Source organism: Shewanella sp. CAL98-MNA-CIBAN-0140, from assembly GCF_040309905.1.
Classification (GTDB): Bacteria; Pseudomonadota; Gammaproteobacteria; order Enterobacterales; family Shewanellaceae; genus Shewanella; species Shewanella psychromarinicola.
Genome location: NZ_JBEOPI010000005.1, coordinates 1 through 15,203, shown reverse-complemented (window position 1 = coordinate 15,203; position 15,203 = coordinate 1). Strand labels below are relative to the sequence as shown.

14 protein-coding genes are annotated in these 15,203 nt (G+C 43.0%); 6 read left to right on the top strand and 8 right to left on the bottom strand.

The genetic code is table 11. From position 1 onward, the window contains the following. Positions 1-225 precede the first annotated feature (225 nt). The gene (gene rapA / locus AAEY93_RS03915; RefSeq protein WP_124012538.1) at positions 226-3,132 is read left to right on the top strand and encodes an RNA polymerase-associated protein RapA; all 2,907 of its coding nucleotides are present in this window, start codon (positions 226-228) and stop codon (positions 3,130-3,132) included. Between the two features lie 222 nt (positions 3,133-3,354). Beyond that, entirely contained in the window at positions 3,355-4,170 is an 816-nt protein-coding gene (locus AAEY93_RS03910; protein ID WP_124012539.1) for a DUF3530 family protein, read from the top strand. Between the two features lie 34 nt (positions 4,171-4,204). Here the strand turns inward: AAEY93_RS03910 and AAEY93_RS03905 are convergent, their stop codons facing one another. Beyond that, positions 4,205-5,011, bottom strand: coding sequence for a crotonase/enoyl-CoA hydratase family protein (locus AAEY93_RS03905; protein ID WP_124012540.1), 807 nt, complete (start codon positions 5,009-5,011; stop codon positions 4,205-4,207). A 670-nt stretch (positions 5,012-5,681) separates the two neighbouring features. Here AAEY93_RS03905 and AAEY93_RS03900 point away from each other — a divergent pair. After that, a complete protein-coding gene (locus AAEY93_RS03900) occupies positions 5,682-6,677 on the top strand; it encodes a response regulator (RefSeq protein WP_351075077.1) in 996 nt (331 codons plus the stop codon). A 15-nt stretch (positions 6,678-6,692) separates the two neighbouring features. Continuing rightward, positions 6,693-7,649, top strand: a complete 957-nt coding sequence (locus AAEY93_RS03895) for a GGDEF domain-containing protein (RefSeq protein WP_124012541.1) — start codon at positions 6,693-6,695, stop codon at positions 7,647-7,649. 83 nt (positions 7,650-7,732) lie between these two features. Here AAEY93_RS03895 and rraB read toward each other — a convergent pair whose 3' ends face one another. The 6 genes from rraB to AAEY93_RS03865 all read right to left on the bottom strand — a co-directional run bounded on the left by rraB (position 7,733) and on the right by AAEY93_RS03865 (position 12,379). Then, on the bottom strand, positions 7,733-8,146 hold the full coding sequence (rraB, locus tag AAEY93_RS03890) for a ribonuclease E inhibitor RraB (protein ID WP_124012542.1): 414 nt from the start codon (positions 8,144-8,146) through the stop codon (positions 7,733-7,735). A 101-nt stretch (positions 8,147-8,247) separates the two neighbouring features. Beyond that, positions 8,248-8,982, bottom strand: coding sequence for a 1-acylglycerol-3-phosphate O-acyltransferase (locus AAEY93_RS03885; RefSeq protein WP_101034004.1), 735 nt, complete (start codon positions 8,980-8,982; stop codon positions 8,248-8,250). Positions 8,983-9,122: 140 nt separating this feature from the next. Further along, entirely contained in the window at positions 9,123-9,911 is a 789-nt protein-coding gene (locus AAEY93_RS03880) for a metal ABC transporter permease (protein ID WP_124012543.1), read from the bottom strand. 4 nt (positions 9,912-9,915) lie between these two features. Then, entirely contained in the window at positions 9,916-10,821 is a 906-nt protein-coding gene (locus AAEY93_RS03875) for a metal ABC transporter solute-binding protein, Zn/Mn family (protein ID WP_164839436.1), read from the bottom strand. Then, positions 10,805-12,001, bottom strand: a complete 1,197-nt coding sequence (locus AAEY93_RS03870; protein WP_124012544.1) for a porin family protein — start codon at positions 11,999-12,001, stop codon at positions 10,805-10,807. The genes AAEY93_RS03875 and AAEY93_RS03870 overlap by 17 nt, the downstream gene beginning before the upstream one ends. Positions 12,002-12,088: 87 nt before the next feature. Next, a complete protein-coding gene (locus AAEY93_RS03865; RefSeq protein ID WP_124012545.1) occupies positions 12,089-12,379 on the bottom strand; it encodes an ABC-type zinc uptake system zinc chaperone in 291 nt (96 codons plus the stop codon). A 228-nt stretch (positions 12,380-12,607) separates the two neighbouring features. Between AAEY93_RS03865 and AAEY93_RS03860 the strand changes: the two genes are divergently transcribed. Beyond that, positions 12,608-12,733: a hypothetical protein gene (locus AAEY93_RS03860; protein WP_267898634.1), complete on the top strand. Its 126-nt coding sequence runs from the start codon at positions 12,608-12,610 to the stop codon at positions 12,731-12,733. A 5-nt stretch (positions 12,734-12,738) separates the two neighbouring features. Here the strand turns inward: AAEY93_RS03860 and AAEY93_RS03855 are convergent, their stop codons facing one another. Next, positions 12,739-13,068, bottom strand: coding sequence for a hypothetical protein (locus AAEY93_RS03855; RefSeq protein ID WP_198554782.1), 330 nt, complete (start codon positions 13,066-13,068; stop codon positions 12,739-12,741). 124 nt (positions 13,069-13,192) lie between these two features. Between AAEY93_RS03855 and AAEY93_RS03850 the strand changes: the two genes are divergently transcribed. Beyond that, positions 13,193-14,833 (top strand): mechanosensitive ion channel family protein, encoded by a 1,641-nt coding sequence (locus AAEY93_RS03850; RefSeq protein WP_124012546.1) that lies wholly within the window; start codon positions 13,193-13,195, stop codon positions 14,831-14,833. Positions 14,834-15,203: the final 370 nt, after the last annotated feature.

The window sequence follows — 15,203 nt, the reverse complement described above, 5'->3', positions numbered from 1 at the left end:
CATGCGCAATGCTTGCCTCAATAAAATATGCCACTTGTCGAGTAAGAACTCAATATCATCACTATCGCCTTTGTTTCACACTATGACGTCAATATGACGCTAACATGTCAATATGATGTAAAAATGAATATCTGAACGATAAATCAATGCTAGAATTTCAATCTGGATGGGTTTGGTTTAACATACGCCCCCTTTTTTGTTTCACGCAATAAATGAGAGTAATAGATGTCGTTTGCCTTAGGTCAACGCTGGATAAGTGATACCGAGTCAGAACTCGGATTAGGGACAGTCGTTCAAGTTGAAGGCCGCATGATTACGCTGCTATTCCCTGCCACTGGAGAAAACCGGATGTTTTCCCGCAGTGAAGCTCCCTTAACCCGGGTTATTTTTAACCCAGGTGACACTGTTGAAAGCGGTGATGGTTGGAGTATCACCATTGAAGAGCTTGAAGAAAAAAATCAATTGGTGATTTACCATGGTATTCATAGCGAAACTCAAGAAAAAGTCAGTCTTCGTGAGACAATGCTGAATCACAACATTCGCTTTAATAAACCCCAAGACCGTTTGTTCGCTGGGCAAATTGATCGCTTAGAACGCTTTGGTGTGCGTTACCAATGTCAGTTATTACGCCACAAATTAGCCACCTCAGACTTACTCGGCCAGCAAGGCCCACGAGTAGGCTTAATTGCGCATCAACAGTGGATCGCTCATGAAGTCGGTAGCCGTTACGCCCCGCGCGTACTACTGGCCGATGAAGTCGGTTTAGGTAAAACCATTGAGGCTGGCTTAATTATTCATCAGCAATTACTCACTGGCCGTGCTGAACGCATTTTGGTGATAGTGCCAGACACACTCCGCCATCAATGGTTAGTTGAAATGCTGCGCCGCTTTAACCTGCGTTTTTCAGTATTTGATGAAGATCGTTGCGTTGAAGCTTATGCCGACAATGACAATCCTTTTTACACCGAACAGTTGATCATTTGCTCACTTGATTTACTGCGTAAGAAAAAGCGTCTTGAACAAGCCTTAGATGCCGATTGGGACTTAATGGTTGTCGATGAAGCTCACCATTTAGAGTGGTCAGAAGAGGCACCTAGTCGCGCCTATAAAACCGTCGAAGCCTTAAGTGAAGTGGTCCCTGGCGTATTGCTACTAACCGCAACACCAGACCAACTGGGTCATCAAAGTCACTTTGCTCGTTTACGCCTGCTCGATCCCGATCGTTTTTACGATTACGACGCTTTCTTAACTGAAGAATCAGGCTATAAAGATGTAGCAGAAGCGGCTGAAGCATTAACTAAAGACACTAAATTACCCGACAGTGCCATTAATAGTTTAACCGAATTGCTTAGCGAAAAAGACATACAGCCAAGCATTCGCTTAATCCAGTCAACAGAGGTTGACGTTGAAGCACAACAAGCAGCACGACAGGAATTACTCCAAGAATTACTCGACCGTCATGGTACAGGCCGTGTTCTTTATCGAAATAGCCGCGCATCAGTGAAAGGCTTTCCGAAACGTTTATTTAATGCTTACCCTCATGAGATGCCTCCACAATACGTTACTGCTGAACGCGTTAACGCCATGATGGGCAGCGCCAAACAACCAAAAGAAAAAGCCGCCCAGGCATTAAGCCCTGAAAAACTGTATCAAGCCTTTGAAAGCGACAGCGCCAGTTGGTGGAAGTTTGATCCACGGGTAGACTGGTTAATTGAGTTTCTAAAATCGCATCGCAGTAAAAAAGTACTGATTATTGCTAGCCAAGCAGAAACCGCATTAAGCCTTGAAGAAGCGCTGCGCACCCGCGAAGGTATTCAAGCTACGGTATTCCATGAAGATATGTCGATTATCGAACGCGATAAAGCCGGCGCTTACTTTGCTCAAGAAGACGGCGGCGCCCAAGCATTAATTTGTTCTGAAATTGGATCTGAAGGACGTAACTTCCAGTTTGCTAGCCATTTAATTCTGTTTGATTTACCGCTAAATCCTGACTTATTAGAGCAGCGTATTGGCCGTTTAGATCGTATTGGCCAACAAAATGACATCCAAATTCATTTACCTTACCTGCGCGGTACTGCGCAAGAAAGATTGATGCGATGGTATCACCAAGGATTGAACGCATTTGAACTGACCTGCCCTAGCGGTCATGTGTTGTTCAATGAATTTGCCGACGAGCTGATCAATGTGCTTTGCGACGCTGATGAAGAGGTAATGATCCAATTACTCAACCATACTCAACATCGTTACAAAGAGCTTAAACAGGCAATGGAACAAGGCCGAGATAAACTGCTAGAGATAAACTCCCATGGCGGCGAGCGTGCCAATGCGTTAATCAAGCGGTTAGCAGACAGCGATAATGATACTCATCTAATCGGGTCGGTGATCCGCTTATGGGACATTATTGGTGTTGATCAAGAAGATCGCGGTGAAAACTCAATCATCTTACGCCCTAGTGAACACATGATGTTCCCTACTTATCCTGGATTAAATGAAGACGGTATTACGGTGACGTTTGATCGTGAAACGGCTTTGGCACGTGACGACATTGCGTTTATCTCCCAAGAGCATCCTTTAGTACAAACGGGCTTAGATTTAATTACCGGTTCAGAAACCGGCACCACCAGTGTCGCGGTTCTAAAAAATAAGGCATTACCTGCTGGTACGCTGTTTTTAGAATTGATTTACATGGCCGATGCCTCTGCACCTAAAGCCACTCAGCTATACCGTTATTTACCACCAACACCCATCCGAGTATTGCTGGATAAAAATGGCTTAAATATGGCCGATAAAGTTGATTACGCCAGTTTTGACAAGCAGCTAAGTGCCATTAACCGTCATATTGCCAGCAAGCTGGTGAATGCCTCTCAGCCTATTTTGCACCCGTTACTCGCCAAAGGTGAAGAATATGCAAAACAAGCGCTAACGCAACTGGTGATCGATGCTCGCAGCAAAATGACACTGCAATTAACGGGTGAATTAGCAAGACTTGAAGCCCTAAAAGCCGTAAACCCGAACATTCGCGAAGACGAGTTAGAACATATTCGCAACCAAATGGTCGAGTTAACGGGCTACATGGACAACAGTCAATTACAACTTGATGCAATACGCATGGTGCTTGTCAGCCACGTATAACAACTCGCTCACCGCCACTCGGATTAACCGTGGGGGTGAGTTAGCATTACACAATTTTGTAGCAACAATCTTGTATCAACAATGCCCTGTTTATCAGGGCATTGTTTTTTGCCACCAAAATACATTAAGCTAATCATATTATGATGTTATTCGCTCGAGGTTATCGTGCAACTAGGTCGACTTAGTCAGTTATTAATCGTATCGATAAGCATATTGGCGACGATGCCCTTCACACAGGCGCAGCAACAATATGCTCACCTGTCTGCTGATGAAATTAAATTTGTCACTATCGACGGCAAGCAAAGTAAAGTTCTCGTTAGGTCTTGGCAGAGCAAAAAACACTTCGGTTCAGTAACCATTATTGCCGCATCCGACACCGATGCTGATGCCGCAGGTTTAGCCAGCTACCTAAGAACAACAATTAATAGCCGTGGCTGGGCAAGTATTAGCTTAACACCGGCAAAAGGGCTATACCGGCCCAACTATGCCACAAAACCTGAAGATATCACCAAGGCAGGTACCCAACAGTTACAACTTAGTAGCAATAAAAGCACACCAAAATATGATTCATCTCAGTTACTTGAACTACGAAATTTTCAACAAGCTAGTCTAAATGAAGCCCTTAATCAGTTAAGCTCCACCACAGGTTTATTTCCAGGAGCCCAAATTCTGATCGTGATTGATGACAGTGCAGGCATGATCACCAATTTACTTTATGATAAAAAAATTCCCACGCCTGATATGTTGGTGTTGATCAACCCTTATCGTGAATATGAATATTTAATTGATCCGCAAAGTCAGCGTAAATCGATTGCAGAACAATTAGTCGCCATGTCTATTCCAATCCTCGATATTCAGTCATCGGATGCGCATCCTAATTCAATGGAACAAGCACCGACTCGGCTTCACTTGAACCAAGTTAAATCGGCTCGATATTATCGCCAATATCAGATGAGTTTAGATTTAAGCAACCCCAGTGGCTGGGAAGAAGCCCTCGATCAAATCGAAGGCTTCGCCAGAACCATTATCGGTAGATAATATTTGCGAATATAAGATCTCGGTCAACACTCTGCTACCACCAAGATTGGCGGGCGCGATAGGCTTTGTCAGGATTTTTGGTTTGTCTTATCGCTGCTATCACTCGATTTTTATCCAATAATAACCGAATTTGACTCAGCGACTCTCGCGCTAATAAACTGCGCACAGAAGCCGTCCAACTTTGATTAATACTGCGTTTGATCGCAGCGTTCGCATCGGGTGAAGTAAGCATGATTTTTTGCGCTAACAAGGTCGCACACTCATAAGCGTTGTCACTTATTTGAGTCACCAAGCCTAGATCGAGTGCTTGCTCAGCCGTTAAAATATCCGCGGTATAGGTCAACATTAATGCTTTATCTTTCGGCATTATTTGTCTTAACGCCACCAGACCTGCCATATCTGGCACCAGTCCCCACTTTGCTTCCATTATCGACAACTGACAGTTTGGCGTCGCAATACGGATATCGGCGCCCAAGGCAATTTGAGTTCCGCCGCCATAACAACAACCCTCTAATACCGCGATAACCGGAATAGGTAAACGTTGCCAGCCCAAAGACACGCGCTGTGCTAAGTTTGCATTACCAGGCAACCACTTGAATAATAGTTTCAGTACATTAGTGGGGGAATTAGCCACACTTTTCACATCAAGACCAGAGCAAAAGTTCCCATCGGCGCCGGATAAAATCACCGCATTAATCTGCTTGTTAGCACGGATCTGTTTAATGACCTTATCAATCGCGGTAAACATCTCAACATTGAGCGCGTTAATCTTAGTGGGTCGATTCAAGCAAACATGTGCAATACCATTATCTACCGTGAATTTAATTAACTCTCGTTCCATGAAACATCCTTTTACTGGTCAGTCCAGTTTTTAGACTAACATATCTGTACTCTCTGTCGAATAGTAATAACATGACCAATAATCGATGCAGGTCAAAATATTACCAGGTTTTTTTGAGTAAAATGTTATCCAGTGACCGAGTTCAAGGGTCTAGGAATAGGGCGCCTACGGCTGCTAGGACGACCTGCGGTCTTCGAGGACGCTACGCTTCTAGATCCTAGGACCTAAAACCTAGCACCTAGAAGGAGCGAAGCACCGCCCTCTGGCGAGCTTGCGAGTTCCTAGTAGCGTAGCGACCTAGAACCTAGGAATAGTGATATTAAAAAGGCAGTAACCATTCTCTTCAATCACTGCCTGATTCAGTTATCCTACGGGAGCACTGAAACGCGCATGTTGGAGTGGCTTGGGTATATAAAGCCTTGTATGCTCATGTACCGACGATAAAATCAGTCCAACCTAGTTGCAGTTAGGCGCTGAAATACAGCATTTAACATGATACCCAATCGAGCAAATGTTAAAACTAAGTTACCAATATTATTAGCAAATACGTATAATGCGCCAATAGATTAAAATCGCTGTATTAAATTCTTATAATAATCTGCCCGCCTGTACACTCGTGGGTCATTCATGAGTTTCTTTTATTAAGGCGAAAGAAGGAAAACCAGCAACAATGACCATCCCAATATTAATATGCGACGATTCAGCACTCGCTAGAAAACAAATGGCAAGAACACTCCCCAAAGATTGGGATGTCGAGATCAGCTACGCTACCAATGGCGCAGAAGGCCTTGATGTTATTCGCGCAGGTAAAGGTGAGATTGTCTTTCTTGACCTCAATATGCCGGTTATGGATGGCTACGAAGTTCTGCAAGCGGTACAACAACAAGATTTACCTGCATTAATTATTGTGGTCTCAGGTGATATTCAAATTAAGGCTCACGAACGGGTCAAAGCCTTAGGTGCTCTGGACTTCATTCAAAAACCCGTGAGTGCAGAGGCTATCAGTCATATTCTTCAAGAGTACGGTATTTTAACCCTTACCCAGGGCAATAAAGCTAACGACACTCCAATGATGAAAGTGGATATGCGTGATGCATGCCAAGAAATAGCCAACGTCGCGATGGGCAGAGCAGCAGACTTACTCGCTAAGCTTCTTGATGTATTTGTTGTATTACCTATCCCTAACGTTAATGTGCTTGAAGTCAGTGAATTGACCATGGCCTTAAAAGCCACAGAACGAAATTCAACCGTCTCAGGCCTATGCCAAGGCTTTATTGGCGCAGGAATTGCGGGCGAAGCACTGCTACTGTTCCATGACTCAAGCTTTGAAGATATGGCCAAGCTAATGGGATTAGAGAATCCAGAAGACATTAATACTGAAATTGAAGTGATGATGGACACCGGCAATGTGCTCATTGGGGCCTTTTTAAATGGCATTTCTGAACAACTCGATATGAAATTCAGTCAGTCACATCCGGTCGTACTTGGCCGACACTGTAGTGTCAATGAGCTCATTCACGACAACTCAGACAAATGGCAACGAACACTGGCGATGGAAATCAAATATCGGATAGAAGATTACAATATTGAATGTGATCTTCTGCTGCTGTTTACTGAGGATTCAATTCCAACGCTAAACTGCAAGCTTGGCTATTTACTCGATTAACCTTGGATACTTTTTATGTCAAATGACCAAAGTGCGATGAACGAACTCCACTGGCTAATCGATATGGTACAAACCATCGAGGTGGGTTTAGTGGTGCTCGATCGCGACTATAACATCCAACTTTGGAACGGTTTTATGGAAAACCACAGTGGCGTGTCACCCAATTCGATTAAAGGTGATAATCTCTTTGAAAAGTTTCCAGGTTTACCGGCCAGTTGGTTAAAACAAAAAATGGAATCGGTTTTTTTACTTAAAAATCGTACGTTTATTAGTTGGGAACAACGTCCCTATGTATTCCAATTTAAAAACTATCGTCCAGTAACGGGTCGAGCCGATTTTATGTTTCAAAACATTACCTTATTACCATTAGCGTCATTAACCGGCCAAATCACTCATATCAGCATTATTGTCTATGATGTAACAGACATTGCGGTCAACAAACTGCAACTAAAATCAGCCAACGAGCAACTTGAACAACTCAGCCAAATCGACGGGTTAACCCAATTGTATAATCGTCGCCATTGGCAAAGCTGCATGGAAAAAGAATTCGATCGTTATTCACGCTACGGTGATGCGGCGTCATTGGTGATGATTGATATCGATAATTTTAAGCGTATTAACGATGAATATGGTCACCCTGCCGGTGACAAAGTGATCCAACATATTGCCTATTTGTTAACGCAAGCGTTACGTGAAACAGACTGTGCTGGCCGTTATGGCGGTGAAGAATTTGGGGTGGTGTTATCTAAAACGACAGCAGAAGATGCCCTGAACTTTACCGAACGTTTACGAAAACGCATTGAAGCGTCTGAAGTGACATTCGAAAATCGGCTTATAAAAGTGACGGTAAGTTTAGGGATTAACGATTTAGACTCAGCAATAGACAGTAGCTCAAACTGGTTATCTGGTGCTGATAAAGCCCTATATGTCGCTAAGCAACAAGGCCGTAATAAAAGTATTATCTATAAATAATCGCCTATCAACGATAGCCTATAACCAAAAAAAAACGCTCATCATTGATGGGCGTTTTTTTATCTTATTAAATAATCGATTTGTTAATGAAATTTATCATCTACTTCATCGTCATCGTCTTCATCGTCGTCTTCATCTTCATCATCACCGACAAAGAAAGTGCCCCAACCGTCATAATCCACTTTTTGCTTGGCCGCTAATAGAATCAACTGTTCACAGGCTTTATCCAGTAATGGAACCTCTAACTTATGCTTGGCAATGGCGTCAAAACAGAAAATAACTGAGCCATCGTCAAGTTCCATTTCTTCTGCATCGTTCACTTCAAAACCAAGCTTAAAGGCATCAACAGCGGCTTTTTCTAGGCGATCAAAATTAGTCGCCGAAAAATGATGCTCAATAGTATATTCCGCATCAGGCTCTGAACCATCAGCAAGTAAGGCATCAACAATTTCGAGATTTTCAGCAAATTGTTCTTTTAACTGACGCTCAACAGACATGGATTACTCCGTAAATAAGACTGGTAAAAAATTTAGTCAATTATACCCAAACTGACACAAGTTGCGAGCTTATGGCCGATCTTTGGCGACCGATAACCGTGTTATGCTCTCGCTTGCAGCGTTAATGCTTTGGCTTCTTTGTTTAATTCAACCGAACGCGCTGACATCACTTGATGCACCTTAGCGCTTAACGCTTTCACATCACTCTTGCTTAAGCCTGTCGTTGCAATCGGCTCAAGCATTTCTACAATCACCACGCCGTTGTTCCAACGATTAAGCTTAATGTGGTTCTGACAAGAAGCCAATACTGGCACTATCGTCGCCTGAGCCGCAACAGCAGTATAGAATGCGCCGACTTTAAATGGTAATAATCCACGACCACGTGAACGAGTCCCTTCAGGAAATATCCACACTGACAGGAGTTTATTCTTCATTTTATCAACGGTTTTAGCCATAGTATCAAATGCACTATGACGATTGTTACGATCGATAAGGATATTGCCTGATAGCCAATAAATTTGCCCGAATAAGGGTACCCACACCAAGCTCTTTTTACCTAAGCTGACAGTCCCTTTAGGCACAACTGACGTATGAGTAAATAAATCAAAATTATTTTGATGATTGGCTAAATAAATACACGGTTGCGATGTTGCACTGACTGGATGAGCACGTCTAATGACCTTAATACCTAATACCGGTGCAACCGAACCAAAAAAACGGGCAACCAGATGTACATTGTCGCGATGCATTGGCCGAAAAAGGCAAATAACAATTGCAAATACAAAGGCTAAAAATAACAGCACGGCGAGAATAATTAAACGAGCGATAAGCAGCACAACATACTCCTGCAATAAAATTGGCGACAGTATAACGACGCCAGTCTAGGGACTCAACGTTTTGTTTACATATGTAAGCTGAAATACTCTGCCCCTGTGATGTGGGGCAGAATAACCTCGTTTATATGACAGGTTAGCTATTAGCTATTAGCAGGTTGACCAACCGCTGTCGATGAGCGCAATTTCAGAAAGGTTCTAAACAACAATGCGCTTAACGCTAATGTCGCAACAATGGCTGCACCACTGGGTAAATCATAACTAGCAGACAATACAAGCCCAGCAATATACCCAACAACTCCGACCCCATAAGCCCAAGCAAGCTTGGTTTTACCTTGATATTTGTTTAATGCCAACGCGGGTAAAATTAACGTGCTAAACACTAAATACACGCCGACTAACTCTACCGACAAGGTAATCACTAATGCAAATAAAAAGTAAAAACCGCCGCCATCTAACACCCGTGGTTTAACGATAATAATCCCAATTATAGCCGCTGAAACCATGGCTGGTAACACTAACTGAGACCAACTGACCCACAAGATTTGACCAGACATTAACTGCTTGAGTAACTCAGCACCATGAGGATCATTGGCGAGTAGCAACATTGCCGCCACTGCGCTCAGTACATAAAAGCAACCAATAAAGGCTTCAAGCTCACCAACTAAATGCTTTGCCATCCAAGCGATAACGCCTGCACCGGCTAATGCAAACAAGGCTGGCATCCACACATGAGCAAACGGTAACGCTTCTACTCTATGATCCATGTGCGATACGATTGCGCCCAACGCAGCAACTTGAGCGATAGCCAAATCGATGAAGATAATGCCACGCTTGAGCACTTGCTGACCTAACAACACATGGGTTGATAACACTAATAGTCCTGCCACTAACGCAGGCAATAGAATAGACAGTAACTCAACATCAAACATAGTGTTATTTCACTCCATTCAATAATGTAAGCAAGCTGTCATAGAGGCTAATTAAGTCGGTACTTTGATCGTTGCCCCCCACAGAAATAGGCAACACCAAGACCGGCAGATTGGCACGTTCACCTAACCATTTAGCCCCCCGCTCATCTTGGTATGACGCCACGATCACTGCCATCACATCACCTTTTTCAGCGCGGGTGAGTAATTTAGCTAAATGACTGCTGGTCGGCGCTAAACCGGGTTTAGGTTCAAGGTCGGCCACTTGTTCAATGCCGATCCAATTAAATAGATAACGAAAGCTAGAATGGTACGCAATGACCTTTTTACCGGCTAAGTTTTTAGCTTGCTGTTGCCATTGGGGTATTTTAGCTTGCCAACGTTGACTAAAGTCGCTCAATGACTGGGTATAACGACTGGCATTATCAGGATCGACTTCAGCGAGCTTAGCACTCAGCGCTTGTGCAACCGTCAACATCCGCTCGGGATCTAAATGCAAATGGGGATTGCCCTTTGCATGCACATCGCCCATTGAACGATCAACGCTGGCTAACTTATCAAGGGTATCAATTTGGTCGGCCGCAAAAAACAGTCCTTTATCCGTTGAGTTAACCTTCGGATTAGCAGACTTCATTTGTAGCATAGGCAACCAACCGATTTCTAAATCAGCCCCAGCACAGACGACCAAATCAGCTTGGCGCATTTTGGCAATCAAGCTAGGTCGTGCTTGCACTTGATGTGGGTCTTGCATCGCTGTGGTCGCCGAATAGACTCTCGCATCAGGTGCTAAGGTTTGCGCTAATGCTGCATATTCAGGTTCACAAGCAAACACGTTAAGTTCCGCTTTGGCTGTCGCGGTAAACAGCAACGACATTGAAGTCACTGCTAAAAGCAATTTAGAATTGATGCGCACCGTGAGCTCCTAATGACATAACATATTGTAGAGTAAGGATATTATCATCTTCAAACCCATCGAAATTGGTCCCAGTCTGATGAGTGTATTGCAAGCGCACGGTAGAAAAATGACTACTATGCCAAGCAAGGCTCACTTCAGACTCTTTTAATTTCTGTGGTTCTAGGTGATCTTCGTGATTCTCATAAGTATCAATTTGGCCATAACGAACACCAGCAGACCAACTTGGCGAGAATTGATACACACTGCTTACATACCAACCTTGATGGTAATCATCAGAATTTATCTCCTCATCATCAGCATCAAGGATATGCCCTGGCTCTGCAGCAAAAATATCAGTCACTCTAAAATATTCACCACTCAAGGTTAAATTTTGGTACTTGTAATTGCCATTGGGTGCCCACTTATAGACAAAGTCTGCAATATAGGTGTTTTCACCTGTATATGACGCACTATGGCTATGTTCAGTGTGTCCTTCTTCATCAACCACGGCATCTTCATGCTCATCCTCTGCATAAGCTTGACCATTTTGATTGCGAAGGTAACTCAAGCCTAGCAGCCAAGAACTTTCAATGCCGATATCGCCACCGATCTTGGTTAAGGCGGTATAAACGCCAACATCATCAAAATCACGCTCACCGTGTTCATCTGTAGCGCGTAGGCTTTCACCTTTAAATGCTTCAACACCCATGGTCCAGTAAAGATCCGTTGGGGCAACATAGTTTAAACGAATACCATCATCAAAATAATGACCACCTAAAAATGCACGATATGCGGCAGGACGTTCCGAAAATGCATCTGTATGTAAATGTTGGTTATTTAAGTAACCAATATCCGATAAGAAACGACCCGCACGAACCGATAAACCGTATGGCATAGCTAACGTTTGGATAAAGGCTTCTTCTAAATTGAGCTCTGTTTCGCCATCATGAGACTCAACCACTGCAGTTACTTTACCGTAAAACATCTCATCAATATTGGCGCTTAAGGCCAATTCAGTTTCGCCTAAACCAAAACCTTCGGCACGTTCAGCCAATGGTCGATCGCCGGTTTGATAATAACCATCGAGTACCGCACTAATACTAGGATTAGTTAGACTAGAATTTTCTGCCATTGCAGAATAAGAACTCACAGCACAAGCCAGTGCCAGTAACGAAACACGTGTGTTTAACGCAGACATAATATCTCCAAAATACAACAAGTAGCCGCCTACCTGGGTTTAAAATAAACCAGCAGATAACGGAAATTAATTAATTACAATGTTGGACTAACGAGATGCGGGAGGGGCACGGCTGTGGTAGTAAGATTGGAATACACTGAATAAAAAAGGCAGCGTATATTGCTGACGCTCGAACGTTTGCTTAATAATGGCAAACACAAAAGGAGAAGAGTGAAGCGTTTTATTAAGCTGATGCTGATGAAAACACAAAGTACAATGATTTTGTACGCCGTCATCGAGATGTTTTACTGAGTGCGCAGACGCCGCAATAGACAACACAATCAAGATGGCACTAAGCCAGATTGCGATAGTTCGTCTTATTTTGATGCGGGAACTCACCAGCACAACTCCATCAGGTTAATAAAAGTGAGCCCAAGTGTAAAAGACCGTCGCCGAAAAGCAACCTTTAGATTGTGACAATTCATGTGACATATTCACTATGGTCATAATTAACATATAACATTAACGACTATAATGAGTAACTAAAGCGTTATTTTTAAGATATGCTTAAGCTATTACTCATACCATAAAGCATGTGTAAAACATCACCATTACAGGACAAACACCATGCCACAATTTATTCGTCAAAACATCGGGGTTATTTTAGTGATGCTTATTGTTGCAACGGTCGTGCTAGGCGGGATTTACTACGTTGAAGCATCACTCGAAAGCCAAGTTATTGAGGTTAAATAACGCTTTTATTTAACAGTAGGCGCTAGATTTGGATCATTTTCAGGGGCTTCAATCAGCAGTAAATGGTCCATAACGTGCGAGATACCAACCATGATAACGGCCAAAATAATCAATGGCGTGGTGATAAATCCAACACCCTCAACAAAATAACCTACTGCGGCTGAGATTACGCCACCATAAAACCCCACTATTTTGGCAATTGCCAGTAATTTATTATGCCCAAGCCAAGCCAAACAGTGCGGACATTGCACTTCTACCGACAAACCTTTGCCGCGACTGCCAGTCACTTTCGCAATTGAAAAAGATTTATAGCAATGAGCACATTGCAGCGACATGAGAATTCCCTCGGTTCAATAATGGCGGCAAGTATAACAAATTAACCGACCCATTACTGTACTTGGCTCCAACAGGAATTTTCGACTATTATATGCAAAACTCAGCGTCAAAGGACGACCTTATATGCTACGGATTTTACTTTCGTTATTATTCACCTTGGCAATGTTTACGTCGCCATCTCTTCGTGCTGAACAAGACGTCGTGGTTCCAATTGTCGCCGTGAGTCAGCTAACCAATACTCAAGATAAAATAAGCCGCTTACAACAAACTATCGAGCAAGAAAGCCTATTATTGCTGCAGACAAAAGGTGAACAGCGTGCATTTACTGAGTATCGTATTAACGATAAATCATCTGAATTACACGACAAAATTGGTCAGTTAATTGCTGCACCAGACGCAGACCAACAATACCTAGTAGCCTTAGTGCAAAGCCAAATGGCCTTTTTAGAGAAAGTCGAGACTTACTTAGACGACCAAATTATGGCTATGCGTCTTGGCGTGAGCCAAGAAGATGACAGTAAAATTATCTTAGCTATTTCACAACGTGAATTTGAACGCGACCATTACCTTAAGGCGCAACTAACCACACTGCAATGGGCAGAAACGCTGGATATGGATGTCAGTATTCAACTGCAGAAATTGACTGAATTTATGCTCGAACGGGCCGACCAATTCGACAGTTTGGTGCATTACACTCAACATAAATTACAAAAATCCGTTGCCGAAGCATCAAGTGCTGGAGTCGACATTACGCCCGAACAAAAGGCCAATGTGATGGCGTTAAAAGAGCGCTTGGAGCACAGCAGCTCTACCTTAGCGGTTTCAGCGGCAATACTGGAAACATTAGGCCAAGATGTGGCGCAATTTAAACAAACATTGTTTAGCGTGTCAGGTGATATTACCCAGGATGTATTGAATTTTAGCGTCGCATCTAACTTGCTACAAGGTTGGGCTAAAGTGATAAAAGATCAAACGATTAATAATGGCCCCAGTTTAACGTTTAAAATTGTAGTTTTTCTATTCATTCTATTTGTGGCCAGTCTAGTGGCCAAAATTGTCACCAAAATTATCGCTAAAACGGTGCGAGCATCTAAATTACAGTTTAGTCAATTGCTGCAAGAGTTCTTTATCTCGCTGTCCAGTAAAGTGGTGTTTGCTGTAGGGTTGTTAATTGCCTTATCACAGCTTGGGTTTGAGCTTGGGCCCTTGCTCGCTGGTTTTGGTATTGCGGGGGTGATTATCGGGTTTGCACTGCAAGACACATTGTCAAACTTCGCCTCTGGCATGATGATCTTAATTTATCGCCCATTTGATGTTGGTGACTTAATCAATGCCGCTAATGTCACAGGTCGCGTCAGCCACATGAGCTTAGTATCAACCACAATTAAAACATTAGATAATCAACGGCTTATTGTGCCTAATAATAAAATCTGGGGCGACACCATCAATAATATTACCGCCGAGCATCAACGCAGGGTCGACATGACTTTTGGCATTAGTTACAGCGACAATGTTGAGCATGCTGAAACCATTTTAAAAAGTATTGTCGAGCAACATCCAAAAGTACAAGCGCATCCAGAACCGATGGTTAAACTACACACATTGGGCGAATCGTCAGTCGACTTTATTGTAAGGCCTTGGGTTACCCCCGATGATTACTGGGAAGTTTACTGGGACATCACTCGCGAAGTAAAAATACGCTTTGATGCCGAAGGTATTAGCATTCCCTTCCCACAACGCGATGTGCATATTTATCAAAAGTAACTCGCTGCCAAGTTAATTATGGCTAAATCAGCAAGATCCATATGCAGTCTGATTTAGTCATACATTTTGTTATAGTGCGATTCAACAATGATTAAATAGCCTCAACTCAGGTTAAGAGATGAGGTAAATAGTTAGAAATCAGCGTAGTTCATCCATTTCACATCAAACTTGCCATTTGTTTTGCTAACAAGGCGCCCACACGTATTAGTCACTGCGCCAATAGCGGACTATTGCAAGTCAATGCAACGCAGATAGCAGGGCAAAGAACGGTTTGATAAGCGTTTATTATCCCGAGCTGATGTGATGGTCTCCTCCCAATACGGCATCGATGTGCCATGATTGAAGTTGTTACACACAATCAAAATGGGAG

Coding starts and splice junctions, on each gene's coding strand:
- rapA (WP_124012538.1), top strand. CDS start 226: ATGTCGTTTGCCTTAGGTCAACGCTGGATAAGTGATACCGAGTCAGAA.
- AAEY93_RS03910 (WP_124012539.1), top strand. CDS start 3,355: ATGCCCTTCACACAGGCGCAGCAACAATATGCTCACCTGTCTGCTGAT.
- AAEY93_RS03905 (WP_124012540.1), bottom strand. CDS start 5,011: ATGGAACGAGAGTTAATTAAATTCACGGTAGATAATGGTATTGCACAT.
- AAEY93_RS03900 (WP_351075077.1), top strand. CDS start 5,682: ATGACCATCCCAATATTAATATGCGACGATTCAGCACTCGCTAGAAAA.
- AAEY93_RS03895 (WP_124012541.1), top strand. CDS start 6,693: ATGTCAAATGACCAAAGTGCGATGAACGAACTCCACTGGCTAATCGAT.
- rraB (WP_124012542.1), bottom strand. CDS start 8,146: ATGTCTGTTGAGCGTCAGTTAAAAGAACAATTTGCTGAAAATCTCGAA.
- AAEY93_RS03880 (WP_124012543.1), bottom strand. CDS start 9,911: ATGTTTGATGTTGAGTTACTGTCTATTCTATTGCCTGCGTTAGTGGCA.
- AAEY93_RS03870 (WP_124012544.1), bottom strand. CDS start 12,001: ATGTCTGCGTTAAACACACGTGTTTCGTTACTGGCACTGGCTTGTGCT.
- AAEY93_RS03860 (WP_267898634.1), top strand. CDS start 12,608: ATGCCACAATTTATTCGTCAAAACATCGGGGTTATTTTAGTGATGCTT.
- AAEY93_RS03855 (WP_198554782.1), bottom strand. CDS start 13,068: ATGTCGCTGCAATGTGCTCATTGCTATAAATCTTTTTCAATTGCGAAA.
- AAEY93_RS03850 (WP_124012546.1), top strand. CDS start 13,193: ATGCTACGGATTTTACTTTCGTTATTATTCACCTTGGCAATGTTTACG.